The following is a 15,368-nucleotide window of genomic DNA, read 5'->3' on the forward strand; positions in this document are numbered from 1 at the left end:
ACAGAGAGGCGCGAGGCGTTTGCGGCGCTGCGCGCAATTTGGCGGCCGCCTCTTCAGTCGAGAGTTTTGCACCAATACCGGCGGTTGGTGCTGAAGCGATTTGCGTCATTTGAACTGACTCCAATTAACCCGTTTGCACGGTATGGAATGCAGTTCAACAAGGAGACATCCCGGCTATTTCGATGTCGGGATAAAGCCGGGATTTACCCTAGATAAAGCCGGGATTATTTCCGGATCAAATTTGTGAATCGCCCTTGGAATGACTTGAACGTAGTGTCGGAAAGCCCTCCGTCTGCGCGCCGCCAGGTAAGCTTATCTTTGTCGGCGTCAAATTCTTCGATGTTATTGGTTTCGTCATGGTTAGCTATGAAATCGAACAACGCTCGAGCGCTCGGTTCGGCACGGTGTTTTTCTCGGTAGGCGACGATGCCCGCTTGCATGGCAAGGCTAAGCCCATCTGTTCGTGTTCTTGACGCTTGTTCGGTATTTGGTATCTTTTGGCGCTTTAGTTGCACCCCCTTTGCGACGGGCTCAGCTTCAACGTCGCGGCCTGGTAATTCTCTAGGTAGGTCATTCCATACGGTTCGCGCCCATGTGCCGAAGGTTGCTAGGTCTACCTTTCCTTTCGAGCGGTTTTCTTCAGGCATGATGGCCAGCCAGCCATCAAATTCGACTGCTCTATTTTCGCAAATGCGAAGGAATTTAAACAACTCGTCGCTCAGCTCGGCCGATAGCCGAAAGCTCGGGTCTTTTGCGGCGGCATTGGCAAACCAATCCGGGCAAATATCAAAGCTCAAAAGCACAGCCTGGAATAGGGTGGTCGTTTTGAGGCTTCCCCAGTAACTCCAATCTGGGGTCAAAATATCGGCATCGTTGTGTTTATTCATTGTGCACACCTTCTATGTGCCCTTCATTCGGGAGCCGCCCCCAGGCGGTGAAGGAATCCGCTTTTTGCCTGGCCGGGCTAGGGGGCAGCGCACTCGTCATGCGCCTTGCGTTACGGGCATCAAGATGCTTTTTCCTGTTTTATCTGCACCACGTTTCCTGACTTCTTGCCTGTGGCAATTTCGTCCAGGCGCTTTTCCCATGCCACCAGCGCCTTGCGCTTTTCGGTAATGTATTCGTAGCGGTCATAGTGGGCGGTTTGGACGCCAGATAGGCCGTGACTAAGCAGTTGGGCACGGGTGTCTTTGTGAATGCCAAGGCCGGCCATCATCGTTTCACAGGTGCGGCGAATGTCGAGCAGGTCGAAAGGCTCGCACTTCATCAACTTGCAAATTTCCGCTGCGCGTTTGCCGGGGGTGGTTTCCACCAGTTGGGTTTTGCCATACGAGGAGAACAGAAGCAGGTTGTTGTAAGCAGGTGCTCGGTTTTCCTTCTTGGCGTTGGCATCCTCTTGGATCTTGGCGCGGTCGATCAGTTTTTCGATAATGGCGGCAGCCTTCGGGGCAAGTGGCAACAAGTGCTCGCGGGGGGTGGTGCGTTTGCCTTTTCCATCCCATAGACGAAGGGTCTGTGCTTCCGGCTCATAGTCGTTAATTTTGGCGCGCAGTAGTTGTGCCATGCGCTGTCCTCCAGCAAAGAGCGCTAGCCTTAGCGCCATGTTGGATAGGTCGTCATCAGCCAGGCCGGCCAGATACGATTTCATTTCTTCCGTATTCAGCGTTCGATTGCCTCGGTTTACGGGAATGGTGGATACCGGCTCAACAGGGTTGATCGTGACGTTGTAGGGGATCAGGCTTGCCGGCAGCTTCGCGTCAAATGGTGATTTTCTGGCTGCATTGAATGCTGCGGATAGGTAGCTTCGCAATAGGCCGGCTGCGCGCTCCTTGCCCTGTTCGAGCACCGATCGTACTAACGAGGCGATATGGTGCGCAGTGATTTCGCTTGCCGGCAGGTCGGCAATCGCTGGGTGTGGCTTCAGAACGTGACACTTAACGATTGAGCGGGTCTGTCTGGCGCTCTGTTCTTTGCCCTTGGACTCCAGAAGGTTGCTGTAAGCGTCGAGCAGTGCGCGCAAGGTGTATTGCTTGCGGTTCTCCGCCTCTTTCTCGGCTGCTTCCGTGGCGGCCTTCGCTCGGGTTTTCGATTCGGCTTTTTCCCGGTCTAGCTCTCTCGGGTCGTTGCCCTGGTCAATAATGGTTTGTAGTCGTCGAGCTTCGGATCTCGCATCCTCAATGGTCCAGTTGAGGACATCGCCAATAACGCGTCGAATCGTCTGGCCTTTCAGCTTTCCTTCAAAAATGAAAGCTTTCCCGCTGGCGGTTGCCTTAACGGCAAGTCGGGGTGACTCGGTATCCCATAGGAACGCCTGCTCTTTGTCGGCAGGGCGCTTGAATGCCTCGATGCGTGGGATTGTCAGTCGTTCGCGTTTCGCTTTGATGCGCCCCATTGATTTGGCCTCTATGGGTTGGTTTGGCTACGGCGTAGCTCCAACGTAGCCAAATTATATCAACGCGAATCTACTTTGATCAACAATGGGTGCTATATATCGTCATGATATATAAGGGTTATTTCTGTATTTCCCGTGGGGGTCTTCAACGCAAATCAATCCAGTTAAACAAGCAAAATCATGGATTTGTAATCATCAGGTAGCGGTTCGATTCCGTTCGGGGGCACCAGTAAAATCAAGCATTCAAGCCACTCTTTCGAGTGGCTTTTTTGTTTTTGGCCGATCTCCCGATTGGTTGCATCGCTTTGCCGTTCCGGTCATCCATGACTGATTCAAGATCATAACCGGGGTGGCGGTTGCAGAAAACGCAATTTGCACAGACTTGCAGTTTGCTGCCCGGCAATATTTGCCTAGGCGCGCAGATTGACCAGCGTACCGAGCATTGCATCGCCGGTCTTGATCACGTTGGCGGCGGCCTTGGCGTCGATCGCGCCGCGACTGAGCTCGACCATGCTGCCCGCCATCGCACTGTTGTCGCTGCTGGCACCGAAACCGGCGATGCGGGCGCCGGCGATGGCGCTGCGGTTCATGCCGGCCTGCATGCTTTGCATGCCGTAGGACAGGATGGAGCTGACGGACATGAGGTGCCTTTCGTGAATTGGTGGCTAAACAAAAGCATCTCTTGTGCCTGAAAGCCGTTGTGCCGCAGCTGTCTTGGTATTTTTCGCCGCCGGGAAACAAATGTTGCCAGGGGGCTTGCAAATCCTGTCCGGGAATTTATAATGCGCGCCCTTCCCCGATGATTGTTGCGTGGAAGCACAGAGCGGCAGTAGCTCAGTTGGTAGAGCGATACCTTGCCAAGGTATAGGTCGAGAGTTCGAGACTCTTCTGCCGCTCCATTTTCCCCATGCGTCCTTAGCTCAGCTGGTTAGAGCGCCACGTTGACATCGTGGAGGTCGGCGGTTCGATTCCGTCAGGACGCACCAGCCCCGCCATCCGTTTGCCGGATCAGGGGGCGGCGTTCAGCAGGCTGCTGATCAGCAGAATTTCTTCCTCGTCCAGCATGTTCGCCATGGCCTTCAGGCGCAGGCGGCTCATCACGAACTCGTGTCGCGAGCGCGACAGTTCGAGCTGCATGTTATAGACCTGACGCTCGGCATTCAGGACATCCAGTGTATTGCGCGTGCCGGCCTCGACGCCGCGCCGGGTCGACTTGAGCGCCACCTGGCTGGCAAGCAGCGCCTGCTTGAGCGAATTGAGCCGTTCGCGGCCCTGCATGATGCCGTTGAATTCCTTCTGGACCCGGGTTTCCAGATCGCGACGAATGCCTTCATAAACTGCCTGGGCGCGCTGATGTCGGGCGCGTGCCTGGGTGGTTTCGGCGTTGACGTAACCGCCCGCGAAAATCGGCACATTGAGCTGGACACCTGCCGAATTCAGGTCGTAGCGCGAGTTGACCGTTGAGACGGTTTCGCTTTCCGAGCGCGATTTGGAAACCACCAGGTCTACGGTGGGCAGATGTCCGGCCCGGGCGCGATTGACGGTCCACGCCGTTTCATCGATGGTTTTGCCCGCGGCCTGCAGTTCGGGGTTGGTCTGCAGGACCATGTCGCGCCACGCGGCAAAGTCGGCCGGCGCGAGTTGCAGGGCGCTCAGCCTTTTTTCATCCAGGGCAACAATCCCGGTGACGTCGACGCCGAGCAGGGCGGCGAGTTTCTGCCGTGTATTGGCGCGCAGGTTTTCCGTGGCGAGCACTTCCGAGACGGCAATGGCAAGCCGGGAGGCGGCTTCGTCGATTTCAATGCGCGTGCCGGCACCACTGCGGAATGACTTGCTGGCGGCATCCTGCTGCGCTTCCAGCGAAGCAACCAGGAAGCGGGCCAGGCGCAACTGGTCTTCGGTCAGCAGCGCATCGAAATAGGCCTGGGCGACCCGCACGGTCAGTTGCTGTGCTGCTGCGCTCAGGGTGAAGTCGGCCGCTTCGCTATGCGCAACGGTGCGCTTGTAGTCGGCGATGTTCTGGAAACGGATCAGCGGCTGGCGTAGCGACCAGGCATCGACGCTGGAGTCGTAGCGGGTCGGATTGTTGCTCGCGCCCTGGCGGTCGAGTTCGTTCTTGTAGCGCGAAGCGGAGAAGGACAGCGACGGCAGCAGTCCGGCCAGCGCCTTGCCTTGCTCGGCGCGCTCGTAGCCGGCATCGGCCTGTGCGACCTGCCAGGTCGGGTCGTTTTGCAGTGCGTATTGCCAGGCCTGGCGCAGGTTGACTGTTTCGGCATGGAGCGGGAACGTGGCAAACAGCGGCAGCAAGGCCGCAACGAGAAGTCGCTTCTTCATCTCAGGGTTCCCGCAGCGCCGAGAACATGCGCAGGGTCAGCGGCTTCATCAGGTAGGCGGCAAAGGTGCGTTCGCCTGCCTTGATGATGACATCGACCGGCATGCCCGGATGCAGATGGTGGCTGCCGAGTTCTTTCAGACCTTCCGGCGTGACTTCGACGCGGGCAAGGAAGTAGGGCAGGCCGGTTAGCGGATCGGTATGGCGGTCGGAGGAAACCGAGCTGACCCGGCCCTCGACCACCAGTTGCGGCCGGTCGGAGAAGGCATTGATGCGGATATCGGTGGCCTGCCCGGGATGAATGCGATTGACCATGCCCGGCTGCACCTGCACATCGAGCAGCAGTGCATCGCCTTGCGGTACGATTTCGAGAATGCGTCCGCCGGGGCCGACGATGCCGCCGATGGTCTGGGTCTGCAGCGAGACCACCTGGCCGTCGGCCGGGGCACGGACGACCGTACGCGCATATTCATCGCGCACTGCCTTGAGGCGTTCGCTCAGTGCCGACTGGTCGCGCTGGGCCTCGACCAGTTGCGCTTCGACATCGCGCAGGAAGTCCTGGCGCAACTGCAACTGGCGCAAGCGGATCTCGGCCGCCTGGCTGGCGTTTTTGGCAATGCTGGCCTGCAGTTCGCTGGTCACGCTGGACAGTTCGGCCTGGGTGCGTTCCTGGGCGAGCAACTGGTTGCGCGACGCGTAGCCTTCGGCAACCAGGCCGCGCATGCCGTCGATTTCCTGTTGCAGGAAGCCCGATTGCTGGGTGCGTGCAGTCAGTTGCTGGCGGGTGCCCTGCAATTGCTTGTCGAGGGCGGCGAGATTCTGGCCGTAGATCGCCTGTTCGTTGTCGAGGGCCAGCTTGCGGGTCTTGAAGAGATGTTCCTGCGCGCTGACCAGTTCCTTGCCCCAGGGCTCGGCAAAGTAGGTCCTGATCTCCTCCGGGTACTGGATGCTGCTGCCCTGGCTTTGCTCGGCCTTCAGGCGGGCGAGGCGCACCGCCGCGGCAACATATTGCTGCAGTATGGTGTCCAGCGCGGCCTTGGCCTGAACGTCTTCAAAGGTGACGAGGATGTCGCCGGCCTTGACCCCCTGGTTTTCCTTGACGCGGATGCTGGCAACGACGCCGCCGGTCAGGTGGGAGACGGTCTTGCGTTTGGATTCCACGGCCACCGAGCCGCTCGCCACGACACCTTCTTCCAGCGGGGCGAAAAAGGCCCAGAGCAGGAAGCCGCCGAAGCCGAAGATGATGATGTTGCGGCCCAGATTCATCGCCTGGCGCGGATTTTCCCAGTCGTCGAGTGCTGGATCGATGTTTTTCACGCGCGGGAAGATGAAGCCCTTGAAGGCGATGCGCAGTTGTTGCAGGAAACGGCGAAGGGGAGATTTACTGGGGCGCATGGCCATTTTCCACGGCAGGCGGTTGCTGGGGCAGGGTCTTGGCGGAAGCATTGGCCAGGCTCTGCAGCACGAGGTCGCGCGGGCCGAACAGCGCCACCTGGCCATCCTGCAGCATCAGGATCAGGTCGCAGTTGCGGATCGCATTCGGGCGATGGCTGACCAGGACGATGGTCTGGCCGCGTTCGTGGGCCAGCTTGAGCGCTCCATCGAGCGCGAGTTCGCCGGCCTCGTCGAGGTTGGCATTCGGTTCATCGAGAAAGACCAGGGCCGGCGTGCCGTACAGAGCACGGGCCAGGCCGATGCGCTGGCGCTGGCCGCCGGACAGGAAGGTGCCGCCGCTGCCGACTGGCGTGCCATAACCCTGCGCCAGACGCCGAATGATGTCGTCGACGCCGGCAGCCGAGGCAGCGGCGAGGATGGCCTCGCTGTTCAGCTCGCCATGGCGGCAGATGTTTTCGGCGACCGTGCCGTCGAACAGTTCGACGTCCTGCGGCAGATAGCCGATATGCGGGCCGAGGTCGGCGCGCGGCCAGTGCTGCATGTCGGCGCCGTCGATGCGGACGAGGCCGTTGAGCGGCTTCCAGACACCAGCCAGAACACGCAGCAGCGACGACTTGCCGGCGGCGCTGGCGCCGACCACGGCAACGCTGGCGCCGGCCGGAATGCGCAGGGTGATGTTCTTGAGCGTCGGAGTGGTCGAGCCGGGCGGGCCGGCATAGACGTTTTCGAGGAAAATCTCGCCCTTCGGTGCCGGCAGCTTGACGCCGGAAAAGCCGGGTTCGGGCAGTGACAAGGCATGGTCGATCCGCTTCCAGGCTTCGTGCGCGTCGATCCATTGCCGCCAGGAGGCGATCAGTTGCTCGATCGGCAGCATCATGCGGCTGGCCAGGATGGAGCCGGCGATCATACCGCCGGGCGTGAGCGAGCCGTCGACGGCGAGCATCGCGCCGGCGCCGAGAATCAGGCCCTGCTGCAGCAGGCGGAAGAAGTGCGTGAAGGACGAGACATGCGCGGCGCGGTCGCTGGCGCGGGCCTGTTCGTAGAGATGGCCATCCTGGGCGGCCTGCCAGCGCCCGGTCAGGGCGGGCAGCATGCCCATCGCCTCGACCACTTCGCCGTTGCGCTGATTGACGTCGCTGATCTTCCTGGCTTCATGGGCGTGCGCGTTGGCGCGTGATAGCGGATGCTGGGTCAGCAGTTCGGTGACATAGGTCAGGATCGACAGGATGACGGCGCTGACCAGGGCAATCAGGCCGAGCCAGGGGTGCAGCATCATCGTGACGACAAAGTAGATCGGCACCCAGGGCGCGTCGAGGGCGGCGAGCATGGCCGGGCCGGTCAGGAAGTAGCGGATTTTCGACAGGTCGCCGAGCAGCGAGCGGCCGGCGCTGCTGCCCTGGTCGATGTTCAGGCGATGCGCGGCGGCGAGCAGGCGTTTGCCGAGCACATGGTCGAGACGCACGCCGACACGAACCATGATGCGGCTGCGCGACCATTCGATCAGACTGAGCACGCCAAAGAGAAACAGCGTGATCAGGCTCAGCATGAGCAGGGTCGTCATGTTGCGGCTGGTCAGCACCCGGTCGTAGACCTGCAGGCTGTACAGCGACGGTGCCAGCATCAGGAAATTGATGACCAGCGAGAAGGCGAACACCGAAACCAGTGTCGAGCGCATTTCCCAGAGGGCCGCGATCAGCGGCGAGGCGAGCAGGGGGCTGCCCGGTGTCTTTTGTGCTTGGCTCATGCGTGATCTTTCTTATCGCCGGCGCAGGCGTCAGCCCAGATGTCGGTGTACAGCGCCTCGATATCGCGGACAAAGCCGGCGGTGTCGAAAAGCGGCGTCGTCAGGCGGTTGGCCGCCAGTTTTTGCCGTAAATCGGCGAGTTGTTGCGGCTGGCGGCCGAGTTCGATGGCGAGTGCTTCGTAATGATCGAAATCGCCGGCGATCATCTCCGGCATGCCGACCGCGCTGACCAGGCTGGCGCCGACCCGCGAGGCAAAGCGCTCGCCGGGGAGGGTGAGGACGGGAACGCCGGCCCACAGCGCATCGCTCGCCGTTGTGTGGCCGTTGTACCAGTAGGTATCGAGAAAGAGGTCGGCGTGGCGCAGGCGCGACAGATGCTGCGCCTTGGGCATGATCTTGCCGAACACCAGACGTTCGGGGGCGACGCCCTGTGCCGCCGCCTCGCGGCGCAGGTTGGCTTCGGTCTGGACCTGGCCGGCGCACAGCCAGAGCACGCTGTCCGGCACGGCCTTGAGGATGTTCATCCAGCGCGTCCAGATCAGCGGGTCGATCTTGTAATGCGTACAGAAGCAGGTGAACACCACGCCGCTTTCCGGGAGGCCGCAGGCGGCGCGCGTCGGTTGCGGTTCGGCGATGTCCTGCTCGCGGTCATTGACCTGGTAGCAGTGCGGCAGATAGGCGAACTTTTCCGAATAGGCAGCCTGCGCGGCGGGTGGCGTGACGATGCGGTCGGTGATGATCCAGTCGATGAAATCGGCGCCCATGCTGCCCGGATAGCCGAGATACTGGACCTGCACCGGTGCCGGGCGGAAGGCGAAAATCTCGCTTTTGCAGTCGCGCGTGTAGCCCTTGAGGTCGATCAGGATGTCGATTTCGTCGTCGTGGATGCGCTGCGCGATGGCCGCGGCGCCCTGACCGCGCAGCTCGTTGAAGTGCTCGATGTCGTGCAGGGCCTGCCGGCGATAGTGGCTGCCATCGTCCGGTCCCCACGAATAGGCGTGGATGGAGAAGCGGCTGCGGTCGTGCAGCTTGAACAGGCCGCGCATCAGGTGCATCGTCGCGTGGTCGTGGAAGTCGCTGGAGGCGTAGCCGATGCGCAGTTTGCTGCGGTGTACCGGTCGACGCGGCGTAAAGGGCAAAATTCCCTTGGCCAGGTTGGCGGCACTGCGTCTGGCGGCGACCAATTGCAGGCTTTCCGGGATGTCGACCGGTAGCGAGAGCAGCACGAAGGGCGGAATCTCGGCTTGCAGATTGCCATCCGGCGCCATGTGTTCGACCAGGTGGCGGGCTTCCGGCAGCACCTGCTGCCAGTCGCAGAATTTCATCGACAGGTGCAGGGCTTCGGCGCGGGCGCCGAGATGGCTGGGATTGAGCGCCAGGCAGCGCTGTTCGCAGGCGAGTGCCTCGGCAAAGCGGCCGGTAAAGCCGTAGAGCGCGCCGAGGTTGAACAGCGCGCTGAAGTAGTTCGGGTCGATCTCGATGGCACGGCGGTAGGCGGCTTCGGCCGCCGGGAAGTCGCCCAGCCCCTGATAAACCACGCCGAGGTTGTAGCTGGCGCGCGAATGCCCCGGGCTGCGCGCGAGAACTGCCTGGAAGTGAGCAACCGCTTCGTTGTCGCGTCCCTGTTTGTGCTGCAGGACGCCGAGGTTGTATTCCGACTCGATATGCTGCGGATCGGCCGCCAGCGCTTCGACGAGGGCGGCTTCGGCTTCGTTGTGGCGGCCGAGTTCCGACAGGGCGGCCCCCAGATTGTTGAGCAGTGCCGGGTTGCCGGGCATCATGGAAAGTGCCGTTTTTGCCATGTCGACCGCTACGTCCGGTCGGCCGAGCTGGCGCTCGACATCGGAAAGCTCGCGCAGCGCGGCGAGGTGCTTCGGTTCCTTGGCGAGCGCCGCGGCGTAGCAGTCGCGTGCCGCGGCGATGCGGCCGGCATCCTTGTGCAGGTTGCCGAGATTGCACAGCGCATCGTGGAAATCGGGTTTGAGGCGCAGGGCTTCCTGATAGGCAGCCTGGGCGCAGAGGGTGTTGCCTTCGCGCCGGCAGATCATGCCGTACAGCGTCCAGATGTCCGGGCGCCGCGTTTCGTGGTCGAGGGCGCGTTCGATCAGCAGGCCGGCGCGCGTGCCATCGCCCTGTTGGTGAGCGTCCAGCGCATCCATGACGACCGGGTGGGTGGCTTGGCGATTGGCGAGCAGAGCCTGCAATTCGCTATGCAGGGCGCGGCTGACGCTGCCCCAGTCGCCGCTGCTCGTCTGGCGGAACAGGCGGGCCGATGGATACCAGTAACTGCGCGTCGGCGTGCCCAGCCAGCGCCAGTCGGCGACATGCATGAGCATGACCCAGACGCGCTTGCCGAGGGCGCCGGCAAGATGGGCGACCGAGGTGTCGGAGGTGATGACCAGGTCGAGCGCCATGATGTAGTTGGCGGTGTCGGTGAAGTCCTGGATTTCCTGGTCGAGATCGATGATCGGGTCGGTCGGGCGCAGGTCGTTGCGACCGTCGCCCTTCTGCAGGCCGAAGAAGCGCACGCCGGGCAGGTCCCACAACGGGCGCAGTACGTCGAGGCGCGGCGAACGGAAACGGTCGTTCTTGACGCCGGGGTTGCCGGCCCAGACGATGCCGACCTTGAGCGCAGCCGGATCGCCGGCCAGCTCGTTCAGGCGGCTGGCGGCGGCGCCGGGATTCGGGGCGCTCAGGTAGGGCAGGCCGGGAACGCCGGCGAGTTCGAGCTGCAGCACATGCGGCAGGCTCATCACCGAGAGCTGGCAATCAAAAGGCGGCAAGGCCTCGCCCATCGGGATGACTTGTGCGACACCCGGCAGCCGGGCCACCAGGCGGGCGAGCGGGGGCAGGACTTCGAGCACGACCCGGCCGCCGCGCGCCGCGACCCAGGGTACGAAGCGCAGGAACTGCAGCGCATCGCCGTAACCTTGTTCGCAATAGAGCAGGATGGTCTTGCCGGCGAGCGGCTCGCCGTTCCAGCGCGGTCGCGTGAATTCGCGCGGCACCGGCAGACGGCGCAAAAAGCGCGATTCGTAGCCGGCAAAGCCTTCCTTGTAGCGACCGCCGGCAAGCAGGGCGAGGGCGCGGTCCCATTGCGGGTCGGCGGCGCCGGCCTCGAGTTCGAGCGCCTTGTCGTGCCATTGCACGGCTTCGGCGAAGCGGCCGAGGTCGGAGAGCACGCAGCCGATATTGTTGGCGGCACCGCTGTTCGGGCGCAGCTTGAAGGCGATCAGGTAATGCGCCAGCGACTCGTCGGGCGAACCTTCCCAGCGTTCGAGATTGGCCAGGTTGGTATGTGCGTCGGCATAGTCGGGCGAGCGCGCAATCGCCTGCAGGTAGGCGTCGCGGGCGCCGGTGATGTCGCCCTGCGCCTTGCGGAGCATGCCGCACAGCGTCCAGGCGTCGGCCCGGCTGCTGTCGACCTGCATGTAGCTGGCGACCAGGGCGGCGGCCTGGGCGTATTCCTTTTGCTCGTACCCGGCGAGTGCCGCGGTCAGCAGGCTGTCGTCAATGGGTGCTGGCATCCGGGGCGTTGGGCGCTTGGTAACGGGAGGGCTTGATCGCCTTGAGGGCGAACGAGAAGGTGGTGTTGTCGTCCTGGCTGAAGGCGGTGCTGAAATCCGCCTTGAAAATGTAGCGGAAATCGCTCATCGCGGTGCGTCCGACCTGGGCGATGTACTGCGCCTGATCGAGGAAGATGAAGTTTTCCGGCTGGATGACGCGGGTGTGTGAGGGATCACCCCAGGCCCACGGCGAATGGCGTGACGGGCAGGTGCCGATGAGCAGGCCGCCCGGTCGCAGGATGCGCCACAGTTCGGCGAACTGCGCGAAGAAGAACTTGTAGTCGCCCTGCTGGCCGGTGTGTTCGAGCACTTCGTAGGCGTGGATCTCGTCGAAGCTGTTGTCCTCGAAGGGCAGCGGCAGTTGCGTCAGGTCCCAGACCAGGTCTGGCTTGTGGTCGGCATTGATGTCGAGTGTGGTCAGGTTGTGCCAGTCCTGGCGGCCGTTGGCGGCCAGTTTCTTGACGCGGCTGGAGCCTGCGCCGATCAGCAGTTCGCGGTAATCCTGCACGGGTGATGCCTCCTCGTCGGCGGGCAGCGGGTGAATCGTCGCCGGCGCCTGTCCTTTTTCATGGCGGGCCTGCATGGCCCGGTACAAACCTTCCAGATCCCGGGTGAAGGCCCGGGAGTCGAACAATTGACTGTTGCTGCGTGCCGCGACCAGCCGGGCAGCGACTTCGCCGCGCCAGGCCGGATCGGTGGCCAGTTGCATGACGCGCGCGAAATAGCTGTCAGCATCGTGCGCGATCAGTTCCGGCAGGCCGACTGCACTGAGCAGGCTGGACGAGACGCGCGATTGAAAACTGTCGCCCTGCCAGGCTACCACCGGCACACCGGCCCACAGCGCATCGCTGGCCGTGGTGTGCGCATTGTACGGCTGCGTGTCGAGAAAGACATCGGCTTCGCCGATGCGCGCGATGTGCTCGGCGAGCGGCGCGACCGGCGCGAAGATCAGGCGCTGGCCGGAAATGCCGGCTGCCTCCGCGGCGGCACGCAGGTTGGCTTCGGCTTCCGGGTTCGAGCGCAGCAACCACAGTACGCTGTCGGGCAGGGCCTGGAGCAGGCGACACCAGACGGCAAAGACTTCACGGCGGATCTTGTAGGTGTGGTTGAAGCAGCAAAAGACGAGGCCGCTTGGCGGCAGGCCGCAGGCGGAGCGGCCCGGCTTGTTGCCGAGCGGGCGCTGGCGGTCGTTGCACTGGTAGCTGCCGGGCAGGTAGGCGGCGGCTTCGTCGTAGGCGGCGAGATGCTCCGGTGGCGTGACGATGGCGTCGGTGATCACGTAATCGACGAAGCCGGCGCCGAGCGTGCCCGGATAGCCGAGATACTGCGCCTGCACCGGCGCCGGCCGCCAGGCGAGAATGCCGGTGCGCGAGTCGCGGGTGTAGCCCTTGAGGTCGACCAGGATGTCGATGCCGTCGGCCTGTATCTGGCGTGCCGCGGCCTCGTCGGTGAGGCGCCCGATTTCGCTGAAATGATCAAAGGCCTGCTTGAGGCGCTGGCGCATCTTGCCGCCATCGTCCGGGCCACTCGAATAGGCGAACAGTTCGAAGTGCCGCTTGTCGTGCAGTTCGAAGACTTCGGCCATCAGGTAGGCGGTGGCGTGGTCGTGAAAGTCGGATGACAGGTAGCCGATGCGCAATTTGCCCGTTTTTACCGGTCGACCGCTGGAAACGGGCAAAAATGGCTGCACCGAACCGTAGCGGCGTTGTGCCCACGAGCGGGCGCATTGCTGCTGTTCTTCGCGCGTTGCCGGGATGGCGAGGAAGGCGAACGGAAATACCGTACCGCCCTGGCGCACGCGCTGGCGGGCTTTCTCTTCGAGCGGTTCGGAAATATCCCAGGCGCACAGCGACTGGGACAGACGCAGCAGCGAGGCCGCAGCGTCGGCATAGTCCGGATCGATGCGCACGGCCTCGCTCAGGTTGTGCAGGGCTTCACCGTTCTGGCCGGCATCCATGAGCAGGCCGCCGAGGTTGTAATAGGCGACCGCGGCCTGCGGGTCGAGGCGGATCGCGTTGCGGTTGGCTTCGGCCGCTTCGCCGATCTTTCCACGCGCCTGCAGGGTGGCGCCGATGTTGACCCAGGCGGTGGTGCTGGCCGGATCGGCGGCAAGCACGGCGCGCAACACCTGTTCCGACTCTTCCAGACGGCTCAGGCGGCGCAGTGCGTCGCCGCGTCCGATCGCCGCCTGCGGATTGTCCGGATTGAGTTGCAGGGCCTGGGCGAAACAGGCTTCGGCCTCGCTGTTGCGCTCGGCGGCGAGCAGGGCATTGCCCCAGTTGCCGAGCACGACGGCGCTAGCGGCCGGTGAGTCGGCAAGTTCATTGGCCCGGCTGTAGTGCCGGCAGGCATCGTCGATGCGGTTCTGCTTGCGCGCGACCAGGCCGAGCAGGTGGTGACCATCGGCCAGTTTCGGCTGGCTGGCAACCAGTTGCCCGGCCAGCTTGCCGGCTTCCTCGATGCGGCCGGCCGAGAAGGCCTGCATCGCGGCATTCAGCTGTTTCACTACGCTATCTTTGGCTTTGCTCATCGGGAAATCGGTGGCGTTGTGCTGAGGCGGGCGAGTTGCTTGCGCATGTCGGCAAGCGGCGCGGCCCAGTCGCCCAGGCGGGTCTGATGGAAAAGGCGCATTGTCGGGTACCAGAAGGTCGTCTCGCCATCGCGCGGCCAGCGCCAGTCGACATTTTGCGGCAGGAACATCCAGGTCGGCAGGTTCAGGCTGGCGGCGAGGTGGGCTGGTGCCGAGTCGATGCTGATCAGCAGGTCGAGCTGGCTCAGGGCGGCCGCGGTGTCGGCCATGCTGCTCAGTTCCGGAGCGAGGTTTTCCAGGCGCGGCAGCCAGGGACTGTTTTGATCGCGCGCCGGCAGGTCGCGCTGCAGGCTGACCCAGCAGACGTCGAGCGCGAGAAGCGGCGCGAGCTGGTCGAGTTGCATCGAGCGGAAACGGTCATTGGCATGCACCGGGTTGCCGGCCCAGACCAGACCGACCTTGAGGCGCCCGCCGGCGACGGCGGCGAGGCGCGCCGCGAATTTTGCTGCTAAAACGGCGTCGACCGTAAAAGGCGTCGGGCCGGGGGCCAGCTTCGCCGGCGTGTCGAGACCAAGGTGCAGGGGCAGCGAAAGCAGATAAACCCAGTAATCGAAATCGAGATGGCGCGGCCGTGCCGCATGCACAGCCTTGAGGCCGGGCAGTCCGGCAAACAGCTGCGGCAGTCCGGGCGAAACCAGCATCTCGACTTCTTTCGCCTGGGCCGCGACCAGCGGCAGCAATGAGGAAAACTGGATCTGGTCGCCCAGTCCTTGTTCCCCGACCACCAGCAGACGCTTGCCGGCCAGCGGTTCGCCGCGCCACATCGGCCATTGCGTCTCGTCCATGATCGCCCAGGACGGCTTGTCCGGGCGTTCGTAACGGCTTTCATAGAGCGGCCAGGCAGCGCCAAACTTGCCGGCATTGAGCAGGGTCAATGCCAGGTTCCAGCGGATGTCCGGCGTGTCCTGGCCAAGGGCGCAGGCCTGGCGCAACAGTTGCTCGGCAGCATCGAGTTGTCCGGCCTGGCGCAGGACAACGCCTTCGGCAGAAAGGCTGGCGATGCCCTGCTCGGGTGACTGCAACGCCGCAGCCTGGCGGAATGCTGTTGCTGCTTCGTCGAAGCTGCCGAGCAGTTGCAGGGCAACCCCGTGATTGTGCCGGGCGACCGGGTTGTCGGCATGGCGGCGGACCGTTTCGGCAAAGACGGCACAGGCCGCTTCATTTGCGCCCTTGCCGATCAGGGCGGCGCCCAGCGCGAGCAGGGTTTCCGCCGGGAGTGCCAGGGTTTTCAGCCATGTGCAGACGAAGCTTTCCGGCGCCTCCAGCGATGCCAGGCGTTCCAGCAGGGGCTGGATTGCGTCAAGCACGGATTGCGCGGTCGGTTCTGTTTGCTGCATCGATAATCAGAT

Annotated in this window: 9 protein-coding genes and 3 tRNA genes; 3 read left to right on the top strand and 9 right to left on the bottom strand. The window is 63.1% G+C overall.

Annotation, left to right across the window (positions count from 1 at the left end):
* Positions 1-224: 224 nt before the first annotated feature.
* Entirely contained in the window at positions 225-887 is a 663-nt protein-coding gene (locus tag KIG99_RS14555; protein ID WP_226460801.1) for a hypothetical protein, read from the bottom strand.
* 119 nt (positions 888-1,006) lie between these two features.
* The gene (locus KIG99_RS14560; RefSeq protein WP_226460802.1) at positions 1,007-2,392 is read right to left on the bottom strand and encodes a tyrosine-type recombinase/integrase; all 1,386 of its coding nucleotides are present in this window, start codon (positions 2,390-2,392) and stop codon (positions 1,007-1,009) included.
* A gap of 162 nt (positions 2,393-2,554) precedes the next feature.
* Here KIG99_RS14560 and KIG99_RS14565 point away from each other — a divergent pair.
* Positions 2,555-2,621, top strand: a tRNA-OTHER gene (locus tag KIG99_RS14565).
* A 181-nt stretch (positions 2,622-2,802) separates the two neighbouring features.
* On the opposite strand, the gene KIG99_RS14570 is transcribed toward KIG99_RS14565, so the two are convergent.
* Positions 2,803-3,033: a hypothetical protein gene (locus tag KIG99_RS14570; protein ID WP_226460803.1), complete on the bottom strand. Its 231-nt coding sequence runs from the start codon at positions 3,031-3,033 to the stop codon at positions 2,803-2,805.
* 182 nt (positions 3,034-3,215) lie between these two features.
* Between KIG99_RS14570 and KIG99_RS14575 the strand changes: the two genes are divergently transcribed.
* Together KIG99_RS14575 and KIG99_RS14580 are read left to right on the top strand one after the other, a co-directional pair.
* Positions 3,216-3,291, top strand: a tRNA-Gly gene (locus KIG99_RS14575).
* Between the two features lie 10 nt (positions 3,292-3,301).
* Positions 3,302-3,378: transfer RNA gene (locus KIG99_RS14580), tRNA-Val, on the top strand.
* A 22-nt stretch (positions 3,379-3,400) separates the two neighbouring features.
* On the opposite strand, the gene KIG99_RS14585 is transcribed toward KIG99_RS14580, so the two are convergent.
* From KIG99_RS14585 to KIG99_RS14610, 6 genes are read right to left on the bottom strand one after another with little or no spacing between them, the layout of a single operon-like run.
* Positions 3,401-4,726 (bottom strand): TolC family outer membrane protein, encoded by a 1,326-nt coding sequence (locus KIG99_RS14585; RefSeq protein WP_226460804.1) that lies wholly within the window; start codon positions 4,724-4,726, stop codon positions 3,401-3,403.
* A 1-nt stretch (position 4,727) separates the two neighbouring features.
* Complete coding sequence (locus KIG99_RS14590) at positions 4,728-6,119, bottom strand: HlyD family type I secretion periplasmic adaptor subunit (RefSeq protein WP_226460805.1); 1,392 nt, start codon at positions 6,117-6,119, stop codon at positions 4,728-4,730.
* Complete coding sequence (locus KIG99_RS14595) at positions 6,106-7,863, bottom strand: type I secretion system permease/ATPase (RefSeq protein ID WP_226460806.1); 1,758 nt, start codon at positions 7,861-7,863, stop codon at positions 6,106-6,108. Before KIG99_RS14595 ends, KIG99_RS14590 begins: the two co-directional genes overlap by 14 nt.
* Entirely contained in the window at positions 7,860-11,390 is a 3,531-nt protein-coding gene (locus tag KIG99_RS14600) for an O-linked N-acetylglucosamine transferase family protein (protein WP_226460807.1), read from the bottom strand. The genes KIG99_RS14595 and KIG99_RS14600 overlap by 4 nt, the downstream gene beginning before the upstream one ends.
* Complete coding sequence (locus KIG99_RS14605) at positions 11,374-13,935, bottom strand: O-linked N-acetylglucosamine transferase family protein (protein WP_226460808.1); 2,562 nt, start codon at positions 13,933-13,935, stop codon at positions 11,374-11,376. The genes KIG99_RS14600 and KIG99_RS14605 overlap by 17 nt, the downstream gene beginning before the upstream one ends.
* Positions 13,936-13,955: 20 nt before the next feature.
* Positions 13,956-15,356, bottom strand: coding sequence for a tetratricopeptide repeat-containing glycosyltransferase family protein (locus KIG99_RS14610; protein WP_226460809.1), 1,401 nt, complete (start codon positions 15,354-15,356; stop codon positions 13,956-13,958).
* Positions 15,357-15,368 lie beyond the last annotated feature (12 nt).

The sequence above is a fragment of the Quatrionicoccus australiensis genome (assembly GCF_020510425.1).
In the GTDB taxonomy this organism is placed as follows: Bacteria; Pseudomonadota; Gammaproteobacteria; order Burkholderiales; family Rhodocyclaceae; genus Azonexus; species Azonexus australiensis_A.